17 protein-coding genes and 1 tRNA gene are annotated in these 18940 nt (G+C 42.8%); 6 read left to right on the forward strand and 12 right to left on the reverse strand.

Annotated elements, in window-relative coordinates; translation table 11 throughout:
• From ACEWB7_RS14465 to ACEWB7_RS14510, 10 genes are all read right to left on the reverse strand, one after another.
• Nucleotides 1–145, reverse strand: a 145-nt coding sequence (locus ACEWB7_RS14465) for a transposase (protein ID WP_139815788.1), incomplete at its 3' end; no start/stop codon positions are given.
• Between the two features lie 153 nt (nt 146–298).
• Nucleotides 299–374 (reverse strand) — tRNA-Gly (locus ACEWB7_RS14470).
• A 65-nt stretch (nt 375–439) separates the two neighbouring features.
• On the reverse strand, nt 440–1861 hold the full coding sequence (cysS, locus tag ACEWB7_RS14475) for a cysteine--tRNA ligase (protein WP_180075109.1): 1422 nt from the start codon (nt 1859–1861) through the stop codon (nt 440–442).
• Nucleotides 1862–2192: 331 nt separating this feature from the next.
• Nucleotides 2193–2831 (reverse strand): autotransporter outer membrane beta-barrel domain-containing protein, encoded by a 639-nt coding sequence (locus ACEWB7_RS14480; protein WP_312318850.1) that lies wholly within the window; start codon nt 2829–2831, stop codon nt 2193–2195.
• Complete coding sequence (locus tag ACEWB7_RS14485; RefSeq protein ID WP_125278366.1) at nt 2801–3181, reverse strand: hypothetical protein; 381 nt, start codon at nt 3179–3181, stop codon at nt 2801–2803. The genes ACEWB7_RS14480 and ACEWB7_RS14485 overlap by 31 nt, the downstream gene beginning before the upstream one ends.
• Nucleotides 3182–3424: 243 nt before the next feature.
• Nucleotides 3425–4276 carry an IclR family transcriptional regulator gene (locus ACEWB7_RS14490; RefSeq protein ID WP_078389771.1) on the reverse strand — a complete coding sequence of 284 codons (852 nt, stop codon included), beginning with the start codon at nt 4274–4276 and terminating at the stop codon, nt 3425–3427.
• 130 nt (nt 4277–4406) lie between these two features.
• Entirely contained in the window at nt 4407–5624 is a 1218-nt protein-coding gene (locus tag ACEWB7_RS14495; protein ID WP_312318845.1) for a CaiB/BaiF CoA-transferase family protein, read from the reverse strand.
• A gap of 14 nt (nt 5625–5638) precedes the next feature.
• A complete protein-coding gene (locus ACEWB7_RS14500) occupies nt 5639–6841 on the reverse strand; it encodes a 3-oxoadipyl-CoA thiolase (RefSeq protein WP_312318842.1) in 1203 nt (400 codons plus the stop codon).
• Between the two features lie 12 nt (nt 6842–6853).
• Nucleotides 6854–8371, reverse strand: coding sequence for a 3-hydroxyacyl-CoA dehydrogenase (locus ACEWB7_RS14505; RefSeq protein ID WP_312318839.1), 1518 nt, complete (start codon nt 8369–8371; stop codon nt 6854–6856).
• A gap of 3 nt (nt 8372–8374) precedes the next feature.
• Nucleotides 8375–9154 carry an enoyl-CoA hydratase gene (locus ACEWB7_RS14510; RefSeq protein ID WP_004786253.1) on the reverse strand — a complete coding sequence of 260 codons (780 nt, stop codon included), beginning with the start codon at nt 9152–9154 and terminating at the stop codon, nt 8375–8377.
• Between the two features lie 307 nt (nt 9155–9461).
• Here ACEWB7_RS14510 and ACEWB7_RS14515 point away from each other — a divergent pair, with 307 nt between their 5' ends.
• From ACEWB7_RS14515 to ACEWB7_RS14535, 5 genes are all read left to right on the forward strand, one after another.
• A complete protein-coding gene (locus ACEWB7_RS14515; RefSeq protein ID WP_312318836.1) occupies nt 9462–10616 on the forward strand; it encodes an acyl-CoA dehydrogenase family protein in 1155 nt (384 codons plus the stop codon).
• Between the two features lie 57 nt (nt 10617–10673).
• Nucleotides 10674–11915 carry an MFS transporter gene (locus ACEWB7_RS14520; RefSeq protein WP_004786258.1) on the forward strand — a complete coding sequence of 414 codons (1242 nt, stop codon included), beginning with the start codon at nt 10674–10676 and terminating at the stop codon, nt 11913–11915.
• 114 nt (nt 11916–12029) lie between these two features.
• Nucleotides 12030–13742 (forward strand): 4Fe-4S dicluster domain-containing protein, encoded by a 1713-nt coding sequence (locus ACEWB7_RS14525; RefSeq protein WP_411580925.1) that lies wholly within the window; start codon nt 12030–12032, stop codon nt 13740–13742.
• A 391-nt stretch (nt 13743–14133) separates the two neighbouring features.
• Nucleotides 14134–14922 (forward strand): PaaX family transcriptional regulator C-terminal domain-containing protein, encoded by a 789-nt coding sequence (locus ACEWB7_RS14530; protein ID WP_180018205.1) that lies wholly within the window; start codon nt 14134–14136, stop codon nt 14920–14922.
• Between the two features lie 94 nt (nt 14923–15016).
• Nucleotides 15017–15994, forward strand: a complete 978-nt coding sequence (locus ACEWB7_RS14535; RefSeq protein WP_312318826.1) for a fatty acid desaturase family protein — start codon at nt 15017–15019, stop codon at nt 15992–15994.
• Nucleotides 15995–16044: 50 nt separating this feature from the next.
• Here the strand turns inward: ACEWB7_RS14535 and ACEWB7_RS14540 are convergent, their stop codons facing one another.
• Nucleotides 16045–17001, reverse strand: a complete 957-nt coding sequence (locus ACEWB7_RS14540) for a cation diffusion facilitator family transporter (RefSeq protein WP_312318823.1) — start codon at nt 16999–17001, stop codon at nt 16045–16047.
• A 197-nt stretch (nt 17002–17198) separates the two neighbouring features.
• Nucleotides 17199–17846, reverse strand: a complete 648-nt coding sequence (gene yfcF, locus ACEWB7_RS14545) for a glutathione transferase (protein WP_312318821.1) — start codon at nt 17844–17846, stop codon at nt 17199–17201.
• 225 nt (nt 17847–18071) lie between these two features.
• Here yfcF and ACEWB7_RS14550 point away from each other — a divergent pair, with 225 nt between their 5' ends.
• Complete coding sequence (locus tag ACEWB7_RS14550) at nt 18072–18788, forward strand: glutamine amidotransferase (protein WP_312318818.1); 717 nt, start codon at nt 18072–18074, stop codon at nt 18786–18788.
• The last annotated feature ends 152 nt before the right edge of the window (nt 18789–18940 follow it).

Consider the following 18940-nt stretch of genomic DNA (forward strand, 5'->3'; position numbering starts at 1 on the left):
TATCTCGCCACGGACAACCTGTCCTAATTCTATAGAGAATAGCTTCAATAAAATTGCGTAAATTTGAGTTGTGGTGAATGGATAAATTACGCAGAATAACTTTCAACTTTTGCCAGTGTTGATCTGTTAGCATGGTACGAGGCATAGCAAATAGTAAAATTGGGTTTGGCGATTTGATTTTACTACTTCGCTATTTTTTTAAGCTAAAAGTGTCAACACACCCTAATAAAGAATTTATTTTTATATTTTGATTAGGCAATAAAAAACCCTAATCTTTCGATCAGGGTTTTTTGAATTTTGGAGCGGGAAACGAGACTCGAACTCGCGACCCCAACCTTGGCAAGGTTGTGCTCTACCAACTGAGCTATTCCCGCAATATGGGAGTGAATTATAGAGAGTTTCTGCTAACTGTCAACTCTCTATTGATTCAACTGTCGAATTAATCGGCACGACGCCATACAGTTCCTTGACGGGTATCTTCCAGCACCACCCCTTGGTCTAATAAAGACTGGCGGATTTCATCGGCACGAGCAAAGTTTTTCTCTTTTTTGGCATCTTTACGTTGCTGGATGAGATCTTCAATCTGCTCTTCAGACAAGCCTAAAGCTTCCTGACCAATATCAGACTTCAGGAATTCATCGACATTGTGCTGTACCAGACCCAGAATATTGGTGAGATGGCGCAGAGTAGAATAATAAACAGCAGCCTGTTCCTGATTCTGGTCTTTTACCGCACGGTTCAGCTCTTTATTCAGTTCAAATAATACAGCAATGGCTTCTGGCGTATTGAAGTCATCTCGCATTGCCGTATTAAAACGCTCAACAAAGTCTTGATCTAACGTATCAACCAGCTGTTCGCCATATACTGCCTGATAAGCTTTAAAAGAATGATAGAAACGCATCAGCGTATTTTTCGCTTCTTTTAAGGCTACATCAGAATAGTTCACCGGGCTACGGTAGTGTGAAGATACGATAAAGTAACGCACTACTTCTGGATGGAATTTTTCAATCACATCACGGATAGTGAAGAAGTTACCCAAAGACTTCGACATCTTTTCACCATCGACATTGATGAAGCCGGCGTGCATCCAGTAGTTCACATACTGTTCACCTGTCGCTGCTTCAGATTGTGCAATCTCGTTTTCATGATGAGGGAAGCTTAAGTCAGCACCACCACCATGAATATCAAAATGGTTGCCGAGGCAGCAGGTTGACATCGCAGAACATTCAATATGCCATCCTGGACGACCATTGCCCCATGGTGAAGCCCAAGAAGGTTCATTTTCTTTTGCATGTTTCCACAGCACAAAGTCAAATGGGTGTTTTTTCTCAACTTCGACATCGACACGCTCAGAAGCACCCGCCTGCATATCTTCCAGTTTACGACCTGAAAGACGACCGTATTTGGCAAATTTTTCAACTTCGAAATAGACATCGCCATTATTTGCCGGATATGCAGTCCCTTTTTCCACCAACGTACCAATCATGTTTTGCATTTGATTGATATAATCAGTGGCTTTTGGTGCTTCATCCGGTGCAAGACAGCCCAGCTTGGCGAAGTCTTCATTCATGGCATCAATAAAACGGCTGGTCAGTGATGAAATGCTTTCCCCATTTTCATTGGCACGTTTAATAATCTTGTCGTCAATGTCGGTGATATTGCGTACGTATTTTACTTTCCAGCCCTGGCTACGCAGGAAGCGGATAATATAGTCAAATGCAACCACCGTGCGTGCATGTCCAATATGACAGTAGTCATAGACCGTCATCCCACAGACATACAGATCAATCTGACCTTCTTTACGAGGCACAAATTCTACTTTTTTACGTTGCTCTGAGTTATATAGAACAAATGGTTGCATAGGTCTTCTAGAATGCTTTTACAAATGATGGTTCATCTTAACCTAAGCATTATTTTTCATAAAGTTTTAAGAAAAGTTTTCAAGACTTTTTCTGCGGTTATTTTTTATTACATAGACAGATCATGCATGGAACGTAAGAGCCTTAAATTGCAATTTGCAGTATGAGTAAAGAAATTAAGGACTTTCAGAAATAAAGTCCATAATGATCTACTAAATACCCCCTGTAAAACCATCAGCATGATCCGTGAAAGCTACACCTGATTATTGAAAAATCATAATTCAGTAATTAAAAAAAGCCCTCTATCTTAAGAGGGCTTTTTCATTTCAGGACTTAGAAGTGGTATTTCAAGCCTAACTGAATCAGGTAATCGCTTGATTTAGATGCATTACCTGTCAACTCGCCAAACCAGTTCCATTTACTGCCACTGGTATAGTTCAAACCGACACCATATAAGAAGTAATCCTTGTCAAAGGGCGGAGCCTGATAACCATACTGGATTGTATTATCTACATTGGACGAGATTGTGACCATGCCATTATCACGATCAAAGGCATTGGCATACTCACCATAACCAGTCAGGTAAAGATTCTGGTTTAGCTCATAGTCAAAACGCACACTCACATGCGCTTTAGTTTCAGCCACATCTACATCACTTACAGTCAGACCAATAACAGTATCTTCTTTAACCGCATCCAGTTTTGCAGCGTTATAGCTTAAAGCCATGTATGGTGAAACAGTCAGACGGTCAGCGAAGAAGTCATAACCCAGTTCAGCATAAGCACCGTATTTAAACAGATCAGCTTTATTGGATTCTTTCACCGAATCAAGCCCATCAGTCACAGTACGGTTAAACTCAACATCACCGAAACCAAGCTGCACATTACCTGAAACATATACACCCTTGTCAGATTGCCATTTTGCATAAGCGCCCAGACCAGTTACATCAGTTTCAGTTGAAGCATCAGCCAAAATGTTGGTGACGGATCTTGAATTGCGATCCCCGCATTGGTCAGGTCTTCAGCCGTGATCGTACCATTCTGATAATCCTGAATGTATTTAAATATCTTTTGGACAGAATGTTGCAGATATGCATTCTTTTGAACATCAAGATCAGCAATCTCGATCCTTACCTGTTTAGTAGGCGCAGCGTTATCCACAACATTAAATTTAGCTTTGTCATAGGTATAAGCAAGCGTAGTCGGTGTAGTACCGCCATTAGTCGGAGGTGTATTCACTGTTGTAGAGGATTTTGCACCACCACATGCAGTCACCATTATAACAACTACCGCCAAAGAAAGAGCTGTTGTAATTGTCTTCATCTTAGTTTTCATACCCCTTATCATCTTTAGTTATCAAGCTATTTTTAATTTAAATTAAGGTCTTATGAGTGATAAAAACACTCATGAATTACCACAGAGGAATTAATTAAGTATTTGTAAAATAATGATAAATTATTATCAGGTAAAAGAATTATTATTTTCAATGAATTTTATAGATATTTTATAGCAGGTATTTAATTGAAATACCTACTATTTTCTAAAATTAATCAATTGAGAAATGTATTATCCCAACTCATTTCTAATATTATTCACCATATGTAATAAACGTGGTGCAATATCATTTTTGATTTTCTCTTCATTGAGGAGGAAACTTGGACCGCCGCAGTTAAACACCAGTAGACCATGCTGTTCATGGACAAAAGGGACTGCAACCGAATTGACATCCTTATGCCATTCACCGATTGAAAAGCAGAAACCATATTCCTGATAGTCTTTAAATGACTTCTCCAGATCTTTTTGGATCTGTGGCCATTCTTCAGCATGTTTACGGCGAATCGCATCAAGTAGAAAATCACGCTCATCTTCTGGCATTGCAGCCAGACAGGCACGCCCCATTGAACTTAAATGAATCGGCAAATGGGTTCCTACCTGACGACGCATGGTGACATTGCCTTTGCCCTGCACCACATCCAGATAAATCATATTCAGACGGTCACGGGTTGCCATCGCAACAGCTGCCTCAGCATAGTCCGCCAGATTTTTCATTAATGGATGCGCAACTGAACGTAAGGATAAATTCGACAGCATCGAATAACCAAAAGACAGTACGCCGACTGAGAGCTGAAACTTGCTCGAATTAGGAACCTGCTTCAAATATCCTAAACGGGACAAAGTATGGGTTAAACGAGTAATCGTCGGTTTAGGTAGACCTGTCATTTGCGACAGTTCCTGATTTCCCAGATGCTGATGTTTTGGACTGAAGCAACGCAGTAACTCCAGACCACGTGCTAAAGCTGTAATAAATTGACGGTCATTTTCATCCTGCATGTCTTCAATCGGATGTAATAACTCGTGACGCAAAGGCGCAATTAATTTTTCTTCCGACTGATCGGTTTCAGGTACATCATCAGACATGTCTTCACCGTCCTTCAATTTCATAATAAATGTTTCGCATTGCGAAATTATAAATAATTATCTTGTATATAGCAAAGAAGCAACTTTGATTAAGTTGCTTCTTTATTGGACTTATGGGTTTTCTTGTTTATTAACCAACAATACCTTGGGCTTTTAATGTTTCCAGTTTTTCTTCATCTACGACACGCGAAAGAATCTCATTCGTATGCTCACCTAACATTGGTGGTGCTTTCCGATATTCTACTGGTGTACGCGATAATTTAATTGGTGAACCAATCACCGTTAATTTTTCTTTTAACGGATGTGGTATTTCAACCAGCATATTACGCGCTTGCACTTGTGGTTCCTGGAAAGCTTGCTCAAGGTTATTGATCAGGCCTACCGGAACTTTCACTGCGTGAATTGCTTGTACCCAATGCTTTGCAGTATTGGTCAAGAAATGTTTCGCTAGTAGCTCTGTGATTTCTGCACGATGCTGAATACGCAGTGCATTGGTCACAAAACGTGGGTCTTGCGGTAAATCCGGCAAGCCAATTGCAGCACTTAAAGCTACAAATTGCTTGTCATTACCACAGGCAATAATGAAGTCTTGGTCGGCTGCACGGAATACCTGATAAGGCACAATATTGGCATGTGCATTACCATAACGGCCTGGGATTTTACCTGAAGCCAGGTAGTTCATACCCTGATTTGCCAGCAATGCAACTTGTACATCCAGCAATGCCATATCAATATGCTGACCTAGGCCAGTCACATGACGATTCAGCAAGGCTGCCTGAATGGCAATGGTTGAGTACAAACCAGTGGTCAAATCAGCAAAAGCCACACCGACTTTTTGTGGTCCGCCGCCCGGCAGGTCATCTTTTTCACCAGTCACGGACATTAAACCGCCCATACCTTGGATGATGAAGTCATAACCTGGTTCAGGTGCACGAGGGCCAGTTTGACCAAAGCCAGTAATTGAGCAATACACCAGCTTCGGATTAATCGCGTTCAGGCTGTCATAATCCAGACCATATTTTTTCAATGAACCCGCTTTGTAATTTTCGATGACCACATCTGAATCAGCAGCTAGTGCTTTGACCAATTCCTGACCTTCAGGCGTTGAAATATCAATTGCGACCGACATTTTATTGCGGTTAGCTGACTGGTAATACGCCGCTTCACGCGTATTTTCACCCTGGTCATTCTTCATCCAAGGTGGTCCCCACATACGGGTATCATCACCCGTTTTAGGACGTTCAACTTTAATCACTTCAGCGCCTAAATCCGCGAGGATTTGACCACACCAAGGACCTGCAAGTACGCGACTTAAATCCAGTACGCGAATACCCTCTAATGCACCCATGTGTTTTTCCTTTGTTATACGCGTTCAATGACTAGTGCCAAGCCTTGGCCGACACCAATACACAGACTAATCACAGCATATTTTTTGCCGCTGCGCTGCAATTCACGAGCAGTACTAAGCACTAAACGAGCGCCTGAAGCACCGAGTGGATGACCGACTGCAATCGCACCGCCATTTGGGTTAACGCGAGCATCATCAAATGCAACATCCAGACCTTTCAAGCAAGCTAAAACCTGAGATGCGAATGCTTCATTGATTTCAATGATGTCCATGTCATCCAAAGTCAGGTTGGCACGTTTAAGTGCCAGCTTGATCGCATCAACCGGACCCGCACCCATAATACGAGGCTCAATACCAGCCGCCGCTGAAGCAATAATTTTTACGACTGGTTGAATGCCAAGTTTTTCCTGAGCAGATTCAGAACCAATGATTAAAGCTGCTGCACCATCATTGACACCAGAAGCATTCCCTGCAGTGACTACACCGCCTTCAAACAGTGGACGCAATTTTTGTAAGGCTTCCAAGTTAGAAGATGGACGTGGATGTTCGTCTTGATCGACCAGTTTTGCTGGTAATTTACGACCCTGAGACACTTCGACACTAACGATCTCGCCAGCGAAGAAACCTGCCTGTTTAGCAGCTTCATATTTGGCTTGTGATGCTGCAGCAAACTGGTCTGCATCTTCACGGGTCACGCCATATTCCACCGCAACGTTATCACCGGTTTGCGGCATGGTGTCATTGCCAAACTGTTTTTCAATGGCAGGATTCGGGAAACGTGCACCGATGGTTGAATCAAATACTTTGAAGTCACGGCTAAATGGTGTTTCAGATTTGGCAAAGACAAACGGTGCACGAGACATCGACTCGACACCACCTGCAAGGAAGATATCCCCTTCATTACAAGTAATTGCACGTGCTGCATCAATCACCGCAGCCAGACCTGAAGCACAAAGACGGTTCACGGTTTGTGCTGGTGTTTTTACATCTAGACCTGCTAATAACGTTGCATGACGTGCGATGTTACGGCTGTCTTCACCAGCCTGGTTGGTATTACCCAGAATGACATCATCAAAAATATCGGCAGGTAAATTATGCTTTTCTATTAATGCCTTAATCACATGTGCAGCTAGATCATCTGGACGGATCTTTGCCAGGCTACCTGCATGACGGCCAAATGGCGTACGTAATCCATCATAAATATATGCATTTAACATGAGTTTGGTTCCTTAAACTGCAGCAGTGTGAAGAAGAGAAAGTTTTAAACGGGCGCGGCGTTGCAACCATGGGCTTGGACGGTAACGCTGGTCACCAGTATTCGCCAAGATACGTTCCAGAATCAGCAGAATACGTTCTGCACCTAAAACATCACCCCATGAAATTGGACCATGCGGATAGCCCAGACCGAGTTTCACCGCTTTATCAACATCGGCAGCAGTAGCGATTTGCTGCTGGGCAATATCGCAGGCCAAGTTTACGACCATTGCCAATACGCGCTGTGCGACAAAGCCAATACTTTCAGCAATCACGGATACGCCATGACCATTTTTAGCGAACAGCGCATGTGCTTGGTCGATATACGCTTTTTGAGTTGCAATCGATGGCATGATGGTGCGGTGCTTGGCAAAATCAGTCAGCATATCAATGCTGATTGCACGAGTCGCATCAACGTTAAAACGTAATGCAGCTGTTGTCGTGTCTTCACCATAAGTGGCCAATAGGACCAGACTATCCGCCGATGGAGTTTCAGCACTGTCGATAACCAGGCCTTGCTCACGGATATAGTCACGCAAGATGCTGGCATCCTGTTCAAGATCTGCTTTAATCCAGACCGGACTAAATCCAGTTACTTCAGGTGCAATCTGAGCCGGAGCTTCATTGGTCTTTTGACCATCCTGATATTTATAGAAACCTTCACCGACTTTACGACCGACTTTTTTACCAGCCAGCATTTGACGGGTTAAAGCGCTTGGACGGTAACGATCTTCCTGATAATACTGGTTGAAAATCGATTCCATCACTGGATGAGAAACATCAAGTGCAGTCAGGTCAAATAATTCTAGTGGCCCCATACGGAAACCGGCACCTTCACGTAAAATACGGTCGATTTCTGAAACTGAGGCTCCCCCTTCACCTAAGATTTTCAGTGCTTCAGTACCATAGGCACGACCCGCATGATTGACAATGAATCCTGGTGTGTCTTTGGTACGAACACCGAAGTGCCCCATACGCTGTGCCAGTTCAAGTAGATCTGTAATGACTTGTTCATCAGTAGCCAGTCCAGCGATCACTTCGACGATTTTCATCAGTGGCACTGGATTAAAGAAATGGAATCCAGCCATGCGACCTTGATGCTCAAGGTTGGATGCAATCGCAGTCACTGAAAGTGATGAGGTATTGGTTGCCAGAATAGTTTCTGGAGATACGATACTCTCCAGCTGTTTAAACAGGCTTTGCTTGATGTCCAGATTTTCAATGATGACTTCAACCACCAGATCAACACCAACCACTTCTTCAATGCTGTTTAGAATTTTAAAGCGTGCCAAAGTTTCATTCAGGACTTCTTCAGTGAATTTCCCTTTAGCTTGCAGCTTTTCTAAAGTAGTTTTTAGTTTAGCTAGACCTGCTTCTGCAGCACCTGCTTTGGCATCAAATAAACGGACTTCAAGACCTGCCTGGGCTGCGATTTGCGCAATGCCCATGCCCATTACACCAGTACCGATGAGCGCCATAGATTGAATGGTCATATCTTATTCTCCAGTGTACTGTGCAGGACGTTTTTCAAAGAAGGCATTCACGCCTTCTTTCTGGTCTTTGGTATCAAATAGAATCTGGAAGGCTTTACGTTCCAGTGCCAAAGCACCTTGTAAAGATTGATCCTGTCCAAGATTGGTCACTTCTTTAATTTGCTGAACCGCGATTGGAGAGAAAGACGCAATCGTTTGAGCAATCTCAATCGCATGGGTAATGGTGTTTTCATCTTCTACGACTTCAGAGACCAAGCCCATACGCTCAGCCTCAGCAGCTTTCACCAGTTTACCGGTCAACACCCAAAGCATGGTTTGATATTTACCAATCGCACGCAGTAAACGTTGTGTTCCACCTGCACCTGGCATCAAGCCCAGCTTCACTTCTGGCTGGCCAAATTTGGCATTTTCACCGGCAATGATGATGTCCGCATGCATGGCCAGTTCACAGCCACCACCGAGTGCATAGCCATTGACTGCTGCAATAATCGGTTTCGGACAATCAGTAATGCTTTGCCAGTACTGTTCAGTATGGCGTAAATACATTTGGGCTGTAGTAGCAGTGGTGAAATCTTTAATATCTGCACCCGCAGCAAATACTTTTTCACCGCCGGTCAAAACAATGGCTTTTACAGCATCTAATTTTGAAAGGTATTGAAATGCTTCAGAGAGTTGCTGACGTAATTCCAGGTTCAAGGCATTACGTGCTTCCGGGCGATGGATTTGAACAATCGCGACGCCATCTTCCTGTACAGTCAATTTTAAAATTTCAGTGCTTTCCATAATCTTCTCATTTCGCACAGCGGTATTTAATTAACAATATACATAAATTTCGTTCAAAGTAAACTATTCAAATATGAACAAAAAATATTTTATAACGCCTTAAAAATAGCATTAATCACATTAAATCAATTATTTAAATCTAATTTTAAAGCAAAACATAAATATCGCACAGCGAAATATACTTTCGTATATATTGATCCTTGTTTTAATTTTAATTAGTATCCGCATAAATTTAGCTTAGTGATGAGTTTTTATTCACATTGGACAAGATGTGGACAGAACGAAATCCTAGATACGGAGTTAGGACATGATTCGTGATCAGGAAACCTTAGACCAGTTGGTAGATATGATTCGCCAGTTTGTAGAAGGCGTATTAATCCCAAATGAAGAAATTGTTGCAGAAACGGATGAAATTCCAGCAGAAATCGTGCAACAAATGAAAGAGTTGGGCTTATTTGGTTTAACCATTCCTGAAGAATATGACGGTCTTGGCCTGACCATGGAAGAAGAAGTCTATATCGCTTTTGAACTGGGCCGCACTTCCCCTGCTTTCCGCTCATTGATTGGCACGAATAACGGTATCGGCGCATCTGGCCTGATCATCGATGGCACAGAAGAACAGAAACAGCACTTCCTGCCAAAACTGGCTAGCGGTGAAATCATTGGCTCGTTCTGTTTGACTGAACCGGATTCAGGTTCTGATGCAGCATCGCTTAAAACCACTGCTGTAAAAGATGGCGATGAGTACATTTTGAATGGTACCAAGCGCTTTATTACTAATGCCCCACATGCGGGTGTGTTCACGGTAATGGCGCGTACCAATCCTGAATTAAAAGGTGCTGCAGCTATTTCAGCGTTCATCGTTGACAGCAAATTGCCAGGTATTTCACTGGGTAAACGTGACAAGAAAATGGGCCAGAAAGGCGCACATACCTGTGACGTGATCTTTGAAAACTGCCGTATCCCTGCATCAGCTTTGATTGGCGGTGTAGAAGGCGTTGGCTTTAAAACTGCGATGAAGGTTCTGGACAAAGGTCGTATCCACATTGCTGCACTGAGCGTGGGTGCTGCAACCCGTATGCTGGAAGATTCATTGCAATATGCCGTTGAACGTAAGCAGTTCGGTCAGGCGATTGCCAACTTCCAATTGATCCAAGGCATGCTGGCAGATTCTAAAGCTGAAATTTATGCAGCGAAATGCATGGTGCTTGATGCAGCGCGTCGTCGTGATGCCGGCCAAAACGTAAGTACTGAAGCATCTTGCGCAAAAATGTTTGCAACAGAAATGTGTGGCCGTGTCGCTGACCGTGGTGTGCAAATCCATGGTGGCGCGGGCTACATCAGTGAATATGCAATTGAGCGCTTCTACCGCGATGTGCGTTTATTCCGTCTTTATGAAGGAACCACGCAGATCCAGCAAGTCATTATTGCTCGCAATATGATTCGCAAGGCGACTCAGTAACAAGTTTGGCCTGATCAACTCTCCTTGCGATCAGGCCTTTTTTATAGGTAATGGATGATGGCTATAACGAATACAATTTCAAAAATTGGCCCAAATACCTGGAAAATCGCATTTATCTTTGCATTCCTCGCCCTGCTGGTCGATGGTGCGGATTTAATGCTGCTTTCCTACAGCTTAAACAGTATTAAAGCTGAATTTGGTCTAACCTCTGTGGAAGCTGGGATGCTCGGAAGCTTTACCCTCGCAGGTATGGCAGTTGGAGGTATATTCGGAGGGTGGGCTTGTGATAAATTCGGTCGTGTACGTACCGTCGTTGTCTCAATCCTTTTATTTTCAGCATTGACTTGTGGTCTTGGTTTTACCCAAAGCTTTGCTCAATTTGGTGCATTACGTTTCTTCGCTTCTCTTGGCTTAGGTTCTTTGTATATTGCATCGAACACTTTAATGGCTGAGTACGTGCCAACTAAATATCGTACGACTGTTTTAGGTACATTACAGGCTGGCTGGACAGTTGGCTATATTGTTGCGACTTTGCTTGCGGGTTGGTTAATTCCAGATCACGGCTGGCGCATGCTGTTCTATGTGGCTGCAATTCCAATCGTGATGGCAATTCTGATGCACATCATGGTTCCAGAACCAGCTGCATGGCAAGAAAACCGCTTCAAAAAAGTTGAAGTGACTGACAAACCTGCTGAGTCGACCTGGAAATTAATTTTCCAAGATAAGAAAAACCGTAACATGTTTATCTTATGGGCTTTAACTGCTGGTTTCCTTCAGTTTGGTTACTATGGCGTAAACAACTGGATGCCGACATACCTTGAAAGTGAACTGGGTATGAAGTTCAAGGAAATGACTGCCTACATGGTGGGCACCTATACCGCGATGATCCTCGGTAAAATCCTTGCAGGCTTAATGGCTGATAAATTCGGACGTCGTTTTACTTATGCCTTCGGTGCAATTGGTACAGCGATCTTCCTGCCATTGATCGTATTCTATAATTCACCAGACAACATTCTATACTTATTAGTGATCTTCGGTTTCCTATACGGTATTCCATATGGTGTGAATGCGACTTATATGACTGAAAGCTTCCCAACCAACGTACGTGGTACAGCAATTGGTGGTGCATATAACGTCGGTCGTTTAGGTGCGGCAATTGCCCCAGCAACCATTGGTTATCTGGCTACAGGTGGTTCAATCGGTTTAGGCTTCCTGGTGATGGGTGCTGCATACTTTATCTGTGGTCTGCTCCCTGCACTGTTCATCAAAGAAAAACTCTACGATCCTCAAAAATCTTAATCAGTTTTAGAAAAAGCCTCCTAGGAGGCTTTTTTCATAATCAATTCCCAACTTTCTATTTAAAAACTTTTTCACTGTGGTAAAATACCGCTAAGCGAAACAGGATTTCTTATTATGGAAGATATTTCTAGAGAATCGATGGAGTTTGACGTTGTGATCGTAGGTGCGGGTCCTGCCGGCCTGTCTGCTGCAATCAAGATCCGTCAACTTGCAATTGAAAACAATTTAAATGATCTGTCCGTTTGTGTCGTAGAAAAAGGCTCCGAAGTCGGTGCACATATTCTTTCGGGTGCTGTGCTTGAACCACGTGCCATGAACGAACTGTTCCCGAACTGGAAAGAAGAAGGTGCGCCTCTCAACATTCCTGTCACAGAAGACAAAACTTTCTTCCTTCTTTCAGATGAAAAATCACAAGAAGCCCCACACTGGATGGTACCGAAAACCATGCACAATGATGGCAACTATGTCATCTCTCTGGGCAACGTGGTGCGCTGGTTAGGCCAGAAAGCCGAAGAGCTGGAAGTATCGATCTTCCCAGGCTTTGCTGCCTCTGAAATCCTTTACCATGAAGATGGTTCAGTCAAAGGTATCCAGACGGGTGACATGGGCATTGGTAAAGATGGCGAACCAACGCATAACTTCACTCCAGGTTACGAGCTGCACGCGAAATACACGATTTTTGCTGAAGGCTGCCGTGGCCACTTAGGTAAACGCCTGATCCAGAAATTCAACCTGGACAAAGATGCAGATCCCCAGCATTACGGTATCGGCATTAAAGAACTATGGGAAATTGATCCTGCCAAGCACAAACCGGGTCTGGTCATGCATGGTGCTGGCTGGCCACTCAATGAAACCGGTTCTTCAGGTGGCTGGTGGTTATACCATGCTGAAAATAACCAGGTGACCCTGGGCATGATCGTGGACCTTTCTTATGAAAACCCACACATGTATCCATTTATGGAAATGCAGCGCTGGAAAACCCATCCTCTGATCAAACAGTATCTGGAAGGCGGTAAGCGTATTTCTTATGGTGCCCGTGCCGTAACCAAAGGTGGTTTTAACTCACTACCAAAATTCACTTTCCCGGGTGGCTCGCTGATTGGTGATGATGCGGGTTTCCTGAACTTTGCCAAAATCAAAGGCTCACATACTGCGATGAAGTCAGGCATGCTCTGCGGTGAAGCAGTCTTTGAAGCAATCAAGGCCGGTGTAGAGAAAGGCGGTGACCTGGCAGTTGCACGTGTAACTGAAGGCGAAGATTTCTTCGTGAAAGAATTGACTGCGTATACAGACAAGTTCAACAACAGCTGGTTGAAAGAAGAGCTGTATAGCGCGCGTAACTTTGGCCCTGCAATGCATAAGTTCGGTCAATGGATGGGTGGTGCATTCAACTTTATCGACCAGAACGTGTTTAAAGTACCATTTACCCTGCATGACCTGGTGCCAGACTTTAAGACATTGAAAACTGTTGATGCGGTGAACTTCAAGCCGAACTATCCAAAACCGGATGGCAAGCTGACTTTTGACCGCCTGTCTTCAGTGTTTGTATCGAATACAGTACATGAAGAAAACCAGCCAGCACATTTGAAACTGACCGATGCTTCGATTCCGGTGGATGTGAACCTGCCAAAATGGGATGAGCCAGCTCAGCGCTACTGCCCGGCGGGTGTATATGAAATCATGGAAAATGATGACGGTTCGAAACGCTTCCAGATCAATGCAGCGAACTGTGTACACTGCAAGACCTGTGACATCAAAGATCCATCTCAGAATATCACCTGGGTAACACCGGAAGGTGGCGGTGGTCCGAACTACCCGAATATGTAAGGTAATTCGTGTGAATAAGAAATCTTGTTCTTATTCATATACCCAATTTTGAAGCAGTTATAACTAACACTTCACTTTAATTTTTTAGGTAATCCCAGTTCCCTAGGGAGCTGGGATTAAAAATAATCAAAAATAAAGAGATAAAAAAACAGATTCACATCTTTTTCGTTAACTTGCTGCTTAGACCAGCTTATTGACTGTAAAATACAGTGCCTCAGTAGAAAACCAAGACCTTATCTAGTCATTTTTATCCATATACGTTGTCTTTAATTAAAATTAATTGCCTGAATATACAAACACTTTAGTCGTATTCCTCTTTGGTTCTTCCTATTCAAAATGCTATTGTACAAAAAGTTTCCAATTTCTTATTTTCTAATCACGATCTAGTTTCATGACTTATAAACTAAATGCCCGACATCTGGTGCTAGACCTGCTCTATGCCTCACATAATTCTACTGTTAGCATCAAACAGATGTTATGTGCAGCAGATTTATTAGGAATCTCTGACAACAGCTTGCGGGTTGCGGTCGCACGCCTTAATCAGGATCAGATCATTCAGTCAGTAGAGCGCGGCATTTATCAGTTAATAGAAAAAAAATTTGATACTTCTTTTATTAGCCTAAACAAACATCCCAATATGCAGACCGCTACGGCTTGGGATGGCAAATACATTCTGGTTTATACCGGTGCGTTGGGACGGGTAGATCGTACAGCCTTATCTAAACGGGAAAAAGCCCTGCGTTATTATGGATTTCAGGAACTGGAACAGAACGTGTTTATCCGCCCGGACAATTTGCAACTCAGTTTGAACGAGCTTAAATCAGCAGCCGTCAAGTTTGGTCTGGATCAAGGGGCACGATTTTTTCAGGTTAGCGAGATCGATCAGCATACTCATGTATCTGCACTTTGGGATATTCATGGCCTCCATCAAACCTATTTAAATATTAGTCAGGAAATTGAGCAGTGGTTTGAAAGTCATGAATATTTATCCTTGGCTGAATCAGCTAAAACTGCCTTTTATCTGGCGAAATCTGCCGTATTTAGTCTGCGTGCAGATCCATTATTGCCTGAAGAGTGGCTAGATGCTCCAGCCCGACAAAAATTTGAACTGGCTGTACGGCGTATGGAAGAACAAGGCCAGCAGTTATGGCAGCAATATTTTCAGCAGCAAGGTGTATAATTTATTTCCCATACACTCACAAAAATAAATTGACTGTAATATTTTAATTCAAATATAGTGACAAGAAATACAAGAAGTAGATCAAGGCAGAATAATGAACAATAAAGTGAGTGTCACAGAGCTATTTAGCCGTGAAGAAATCAGAGAGCTGACTACTCCATCCGACTTACAGGGTGCTCTGGCAGTGGGCTCAACTTGGGCTGTGATTGTTTTGACCTTTGGCACAGTCGCTTATAGCTGGGAATATTTACCGGTCTGGGGAGCAATCTTGATGTGCGCTCTAGCATTAGCCATTCTGGCGGGCCGCCAACTCGCTATGGCCATTTTGATGCACGACGCTTCACATCACAGCCTGTTTAAAACCAAGTGGCTAAACACACACTTCACTGACTGGTTGTGCGCTCGTCCAATCTGGAATAAGGTCGGCAAATATCGTCCTTATCATTTGAAACATCATGCCCGTACCTCTCAATCTGATGATCCAGATTTAGGTCTGGTGAAAAACTTTCCAATTACTAAACAATCATTATTCAGAAAATTCTTTAGAGATCTAAATGGTCAATCCGGCCTGAAATTTCTGGCTGGTCGTGTCTTGATGGATTTAGAACTTCTGGAATGGAGTGTTTCCAATGATCCAAAACCGATTCCTCGTGGTCATCGCAGCAACTTGGAACTGGCAAAGAATCTGTTAAAAAATAGCTCAGGCATGCTGATTTCCAATGCTGCCCTATTTTCTGTACTTTGGGCCAGCGGTCATCCGAAACTTTACCTATTATGGCCCCTAGCTTATATCACCCCTTTCCCACTCTTTATCCGTATCCGGGCGATGGCTGAACATGCAGGCCTGGAAACCAGCCATTCTGCACTGACTAATACCCGTACCACACGCGCAGGTTGGCTCGCCCGGGCTTTCGTTGCACCGATTCATGTGAATTATCATATTGAACATCATTTAATGGCCTCTGTTCCACATCAAAATCTGCCCAAAATGCATCAGATGTTGCGAGAGCGCGATTACGTGAAAGCACCACCCAGTTATAAAGATGTAATTGTGTCATTATTGAAAGACTAAAATTAAAAGATCGAAGTTTAAAAATACATTAAGTTTGATACCAAGATTCCTCAAACTTTATGTTGATGGCTTTCTTTATGCCTAGGATGCTCATGCGAGTGGGCTGATTGCCGATGCTGTTCCGGGGGACAATCTTCTGCTTCAATTTGCAATGTCATCTCGGTAATGTGATGTTCATGGTGCAACATCTCAAACGCCTCCTGATGCAACTTTTTATAGTCAACGTCTGGCGCAACCAGATGCACGGTCAGCATGACTTTCTTGGAAGTAATCGCCCAGACTTTTAGCTGATGAATATCTTCAACACCGTCTAGCGCCAGTAGGTCATGGCGCAGTTTTTCAATATCGATTTCATCGGGAACCCCTTCTAGCAGAATATTGATGCTCTGTTTCAACAAAATCCATGTCCGTGGAATGACCCAAAATCCGATCATGACCGCAATCACGGTATCAATCCACATCCAGCCGCTGAAATAGATGATGATTGCACCAATAATAACACCCACCGAACCTAGTGCATCACTCAGTACTTCCAGATAAGCTCCTTTAATATTCAAGCTTTCCTGACTGCTAGAAACTAGAATTTTCATGGAGGTCAGGTTAATGACTAGTCCGAGTATAGCGACAATCAACATGCCCAGACTTTCAATTTCAGGAGCATGGCTGAGGCGCTGGTAAGCTTCAAACAGGATATACATTGCTACCAGAAATAGCATAATCGCATTAAACAAAGCTGCCAGAATTTCAAATCGCTGGTAGCCAAAGGTACGTTTATCATCTGCGGGTTTTTGTCCGATCTTAATCGCAGCCAGTGCAATCGCCAATGCAGCAGCATCGGTAAACATATGCGCCGCATCAGAAAGCAAGGCCAGACTCTGAGTCATAAAACCGGCAATAACTTCTACAATTAAAAAGGCTGTCGTCAGAGCTAAGGCGATGGACAGTTTTTTAGCATTCTTCGCACTAACTTCTACATGACTATGATCATGATGATGTGATCCACCCACCGTATACTCCTTTTCATTTGAATCTGATTCTAAGTTTTAGCTACTTCTTATTACCTATACTTTCTATACTACGCCTGCGCTGCTGATATTTAAGCAATTTTTTGTATAACGTGTCTCTCTTTTAAAATATCCATGTCTATTCATTAAGCAAACTTAGTACTTAAATTATTAAATTTACCTCTCTACCGGACATAGAATCAGAACTCAGAATGAGTCTTCAATTTTTCATTTTCCAAAATCCAGGACTGCACTGAAGATCGCTGAAAATTACGCTGGATATAAGCCTGAGTTTTTTCGGGAAGTTCAACATCATGACTAAGCAGACGATGCAGCATAAAGGCTAAATCAAAGTCTGCAATTGACCATTGTTCAGTGAGCCACAAATTTTCAAGTAAAGTTTCTGTGATTGCCAGTAAGCGCTGAATATCCTGCATGGTTTCAGCGGATGCGATTAAAGGCCTTTTAGGTGAAACAAAGATCGAAGTTGAAGGCATATCCTGCCGGATAGAGGAAAAATCAGTTTTAATCAAAGCCTGAACGGCGCGGCATTTTGCTCTGGCTTTCATCTCTGCGGGATATAAAGCAGGATAATCCGGTGCCGGAAAAGCATCTTCCAAGTATTCAGTAATCGCCCAAGATTCAAATAAATGAAAATCATCAATGATCAGGCAAGGGACTTTGCCACTCGGACAAATTTTACGATAAGCTGAAGATTGCTGTTCCAGCAGATCTAGATCAATCAATTTTTCCTGAAAGTTAAGCCCTTTCTCTTTTAAAGCCACATAAACTGACATGGCATAAGGACTGATACGTTTTTTATCGACATATAAGCAGATATTGTGCATTTTTTATCCTGCCTCTTATGATTATCCACTGCTTTCTACTCTAACGCCTTTCTTATAGAAAAGGAAAATATCGCTGCATATTGATACAAAGCTGAGGCATAGGCTTACAGAGAATTGTCGATTCGGATTATTCACCTCCCTAAGGCTAAATCACCGGATTAAAAAGACTTCTATTTTTTTGCAGAATAACGTTAAATAAATATTTTCCATTTAGACCTGATCGCTATGCTGAACCTTGAACACTTCCCCGATACCATATATGCCATTCAACATCTGGCTTTTGAAGACCTAGGTGCCTGGGAAGATGTGTTTTATCAGCTGGGATTACGTGTTCGCTATTTTGAAGCCGGTATTGATGACCTGCGTAAAGCTTATGAATATACAGGTCTGACAATTATTTTAGGGGGTCCAATTGGTGTTTATGAAACGGAGGACTACCCTTTCTTACAACAAGAAATAGACTTACTTAAAGTACGTTTAGAAAAGCATTTACCCACTTTAGGTATTTGTCTGGGTGCTCAACTCATTGCTCATGCACTTGGGGCCAAAGTCTATGCAGGACATAGCAAAGAAATTGGCTGGTCTAAACTTAAGCTTGCCTCTATTGAAAATAATCCACTAAAAGCTCTCGAAGATATTGAAGTGCTGCATTGGCATGGTGATACATTTGACCTACCTGAACAGGTAGAATTACTGGCCAGCTCTGACCTTTATCCAAATCAGGCTTTTCAGGTAGGACAGAATATTCTAGCACTACAATTCCATGCTGAAGTGGCCAGTGAAAGTTTAGAGAAATGGCTGATTGGACATACCTGTGAGTTACGCAAAGCTCAGATCAATATTCCCGCCTTACGGGCGGATCATCAACGCTATGCGCCCGCGCTTGAACAGGCAGCCAGTTCGGTATTGATGCATTATTTAGAAAACCTGCAACTTAAATAACCGTAATAAAAAAGCACCCAATTGGGCATTGCTGTCCCACAATTTTTCACAAGAGGAAGCTCAAATGAGCTTCCTCTTGTTTTATGGGTATTTTATCGGGTGAAAATAAAGCTTTTAAAGTTCTTCTTTCAAACAAATTCACTTGAATTATT

Origin of the sequence: Acinetobacter sp. NIOH-H-8 (assembly GCF_046635365.1) — a bacterium.
Lineage (GTDB): Bacteria > Pseudomonadota > Gammaproteobacteria > Pseudomonadales > Moraxellaceae > Acinetobacter.

What these genes read in the sequence shown, in the direction of transcription:
- cysS (WP_180075109.1), bottom strand. Translation starts at nt 1,861, where the DNA reads ATGCAACCATTTGTTCTATATAACTCAGAGCAACGTAAAAAAGTAGAA.
- ACEWB7_RS14485 (WP_125278366.1), bottom strand. Translation starts at nt 3,181, where the DNA reads ATGAAGACAATTACAACAGCTCTTTCTTTGGCGGTAGTTGTTATAATG.
- ACEWB7_RS14490 (WP_078389771.1), bottom strand. Translation starts at nt 4,276, where the DNA reads ATGTCTGATGATGTACCTGAAACCGATCAGTCGGAAGAAAAATTAATT.
- ACEWB7_RS14495 (WP_312318845.1), bottom strand. Translation starts at nt 5,624, where the DNA reads ATGGGTGCATTAGAGGGTATTCGCGTACTGGATTTAAGTCGCGTACTT.
- ACEWB7_RS14500 (WP_312318842.1), bottom strand. Translation starts at nt 6,841, where the DNA reads ATGTTAAATGCATATATTTATGATGGATTACGTACGCCATTTGGCCGT.
- ACEWB7_RS14505 (WP_312318839.1), bottom strand. Translation starts at nt 8,371, where the DNA reads ATGACCATTCAATCTATGGCGCTCATCGGTACTGGTGTAATGGGCATG.
- ACEWB7_RS14510 (WP_004786253.1), bottom strand. Translation starts at nt 9,154, where the DNA reads ATGGAAAGCACTGAAATTTTAAAATTGACTGTACAGGAAGATGGCGTC.
- ACEWB7_RS14515 (WP_312318836.1), top strand. Translation starts at nt 9,462, where the DNA reads ATGATTCGTGATCAGGAAACCTTAGACCAGTTGGTAGATATGATTCGC.
- ACEWB7_RS14520 (WP_004786258.1), top strand. Translation starts at nt 10,674, where the DNA reads ATGGCTATAACGAATACAATTTCAAAAATTGGCCCAAATACCTGGAAA.
- ACEWB7_RS14525 (WP_411580925.1), top strand. Translation starts at nt 12,030, where the DNA reads ATGGAAGATATTTCTAGAGAATCGATGGAGTTTGACGTTGTGATCGTA.
- ACEWB7_RS14530 (WP_180018205.1), top strand. Translation starts at nt 14,134, where the DNA reads ATGACTTATAAACTAAATGCCCGACATCTGGTGCTAGACCTGCTCTAT.
- ACEWB7_RS14535 (WP_312318826.1), top strand. Translation starts at nt 15,017, where the DNA reads ATGAACAATAAAGTGAGTGTCACAGAGCTATTTAGCCGTGAAGAAATC.
- yfcF (WP_312318821.1), bottom strand. Translation starts at nt 17,846, where the DNA reads ATGCACAATATCTGCTTATATGTCGATAAAAAACGTATCAGTCCTTAT.
- ACEWB7_RS14550 (WP_312318818.1), top strand. Translation starts at nt 18,072, where the DNA reads ATGCTGAACCTTGAACACTTCCCCGATACCATATATGCCATTCAACAT.